Source organism: Dietzia sp. SLG310A2-38A2, assembly GCF_014145095.1.
Lineage (GTDB): Bacteria > Actinomycetota > Actinomycetes > Mycobacteriales > Mycobacteriaceae > Dietzia.
Window position 1 is genome coordinate 1 of sequence record NZ_JAALDX010000237.1, and the last position, 2593, is coordinate 2593.

At 70.0% G+C, this 2593-nt stretch carries 2 protein-coding genes; one reads left to right on the top strand and one right to left on the bottom strand.

Translation table 11 applies throughout. From position 1 onward, the window contains the following. On the bottom strand, window positions 1-310 hold a 310-nt coding region (locus tag G6027_RS08875), incomplete at its 3' end, for an amidase family protein (RefSeq protein ID WP_346995667.1). Between the two features lie 166 nt (window positions 311-476). Here G6027_RS08875 and ftsH point away from each other — a divergent pair. Beyond that, a partial coding sequence (gene ftsH / locus G6027_RS08880) for an ATP-dependent zinc metalloprotease FtsH (protein WP_241726970.1) occupies window positions 477-2593 on the top strand: 2117 nt, incomplete at its 3' end.

Below are 2593 nucleotides of genomic sequence, written 5' to 3' on the forward strand. Positions count from 1 at the left end.
CGGTGACGCCCACCGGCACGGCGCCGGCCGCCAGCAGCGGAGCGATCACCGGGTTGTCGAGGGTCACGGTGCTCTTGACGGCCAGGGGGACCCCGGCCAGGGGCAGTCCGGACCGTCCGGTCCCGTCCAGGGCATCCACCGCCGCCGCGGCCGAACGGCCCTGCGCCCCGAGGAGTGTGGTGAAGGCACGGAGTGCCGGATCCAGGTGGTCGATCCGGTCCAGTGCCGCGTCGAGCGCCTCCGTCGCGGTGCCGGTGCCGGATCGCACCGCCTCTGCGGTCCGGGACGCGGGCGGGGTGGGGGTGGTCACGACCCCGATGGTACGGGGCGGATATGTCACGACCGCCTGTCCGCCCACGGCGATCAGCACGGTCGGCCGTCGGGCCCCGCAGGTAGCCTGGGGCGATAGGCGACGACGTCGGTCGCATCACGAGGTCCGCCGACCGGCGGGGCCGTCCTTCGCACACGAGGACCGAATGGAACGTAAGAGCAACACCGTTTTCCGCAACGTGGCGATCGCGGGCGTCATCATCCTGGCGATCGTCGGTTTCTCGTTCTTCGCGAACGACGAGCGGGGGTACACCGAGGTCGACACCTCGGTGGCGCTCGCGCAGATCGACGCCGGGAACGTCCGGGAGGCGACGATCGAGGACCGGGAGCAGCAGCTGCGGCTCACCCTGGAGGCGCCGATCACCCCGGAAGAGGGTGCGGACGAGACCGACCAGCTCATCGCCAAGTACCCGGACCGGGCGGCGGACCAGATCTTCGACCGGATCGCCGCGGCCGAGCCGGAGAAGTACGACACCACCGTCACCCAGCAGGGCTTCTTCGCGCAGATGCTCTCGTTCCTGTTGCCCATGCTCATCCTCTTCGGGCTCCTGTTCTATTTCATGTCGCGCATGCAGGGCGGTAAGGGCGGGTTGTTCGGCGTCGGCAAGTCGCGTGCCGTGGAGTTCACCAAGGACATGCCCCAGACCACGTTCGCCGATGTCGCGGGCGAGGACGAGGCGGTGGAGGAACTCAACGAGATCAAGGACTTCCTCCAGAACCCGGCGCGCTACGAGCGTCTCGGTGCCAAGATCCCTCGCGGCGTACTGCTCTACGGCCCGCCCGGAACGGGCAAGACCCTGTTGGCCCGGGCGGTCGCGGGTGAGGCCGGTGTGCCGTTCTACTCGATCTCGGGTTCGGACTTCGTCGAGATGTTCGTGGGCGTGGGTGCCTCGCGTGTCCGCGATCTGTTCGAGAAGGCCAAGCAGAACGCGCCCTGCATCGTGTTCGTCGACGAGATCGACGCGGTGGGTCGGCACCGCGGCTCGGGGACCGGCGGCGGCCACGACGAGCGGGAGCAGACGCTCAACCAGCTGCTGGTCGAGATGGACGGGTTCAGTGACCGCGAGACCGTCATCATGATCGCGGCGACCAACCGCCCGGACGTTCTCGACCCGGCGCTGCTGCGGCCGGGCCGTTTCGACCGCCAGGTCCCGGTCACCAATCCCGACCTCAAGGGTCGCGAGGCGATCCTCGCCGTCCACGCCACGGGCAAGCCGCTGGCCGAGGACGTGAACATGACCTCGCTGGCCAGGCGCACGATCGGCATGTCGGGCGCGGACCTGGCCAACGTGCTCAACGAGGGCGCCCTGCTCGCGGCCCGGCTGGGTCGCGACGAGATCGACATCGACATCCTCGAGGAGGCGACCGACCGGGTGGTGGGCGGCCCGCGCCGCAAGCACCGGGTGATCAGCGAGCACGAGAAGAAGGTCACCGCGTACCACGAGTCCGGGCACGCCCTGGCGGCGTGGGCGATGGAGGATCTCGAGCCCGTGCACAAGGTCACCATCCTCGCGCGCGGCCGCACCGGCGGGCACGCCCTGGTCGTCCCGGAGGACGACAAGTCCCTCATGACCCGCGCGGACATGATCGCCCGGGTGGTCATGGCGATGGGTGGCCGCGCCGCCGAGGAGTACGTCTTCGGCGAACCGACCTCCGGCGCCAGCTCGGACATCGAACAGGCCACCCGGATCGCGCGCACGATGGTCGCCGAGTACGGCATGAGCTCGAAGCTCGGTGCGGTGAAGTACGGAGGCGAAGGCGGGGACCCGTTCCTTGGCCGCGGCGGATCCGCGGCGGGGGAGTACTCGCCCGAGGTCGCCAAGATCATCGACGACGAGGTGCGCCGGATCATCGACGCCGCGCACACCGAAGCGTGGCTGGTCCTCGAATCCAACCGGGAGATCCTGGACTCCGTCGCGGGAGAGCTGCTCGAGAAGGAGACGCTCCGCCAGGAGGATCTCCAACGGCTGTTCACGGATGTGGTCAAGCGGCCGAGGATCACGGAGTTCGACGACTTCTCCGGTCGTGTCCCGTCGACCCGGCCGCCCATCAAGACACCGGGTGAGCTGGCGAAGGAACGCGGTGAGCCGTGGCCGCCGCCGGTGAGTGACCCGTTCTCGATGCCCGTCCTCCCGGCGAGCCGCGAGTCCGGGGACACCGGGCAGGACGCGGGCCGGGACCCCGGGGACCGGACCGACCGCGGGCGTGAGTCGGTTTCGGCGGGGGCGACGTCGTCCGGGATCCCGGCGTACGGCACACCGCC